Genomic DNA, 332 nt, shown 5'->3' on the forward strand with positions numbered 1-332 from the left:
AGTAAATCACTAAAACAGGGGGCCGATGACAAGTCACTACGCAATACTAAGGTATTAGCAAAAAAACCTATTAAGCCAGCTACTTCTGCTTGCTCCCGGTTCGCGATAGGGGTGCCCATCACAATATCGGTTTCGTGACTGTATCGGCTTAACAGTACTGCAAATGCTGCCTGCAAACCCATAAACAGGCTAGCATCAGCAGCCTGACATTGAGACTTCAATTGATTCAGTACATCCTTTTCTATAAAAGACTCTACACTTCCTCCCGCAAAGTTTTGTTGTGCTGGACGCGCATAATCCAGAGGTAGGCTGTGTAGAGTTGGTAGATCTGC

At 45.5% G+C, this 332-nt stretch carries 1 protein-coding gene; it reads right to left on the bottom strand.

The features are described 5' to 3' along the window. Positions 1 to 332, bottom strand: a 332-nt coding sequence (locus J8L71_RS18430) for a condensation domain-containing protein (RefSeq protein ID WP_211001813.1), incomplete at both ends; no start/stop codon positions are given.

Origin of the sequence: Pseudoalteromonas sp. MMG007 (assembly GCF_018100985.1) — a bacterium.
In the GTDB taxonomy this organism is placed as follows: domain Bacteria; phylum Pseudomonadota; class Gammaproteobacteria; order Enterobacterales; family Alteromonadaceae; genus Pseudoalteromonas.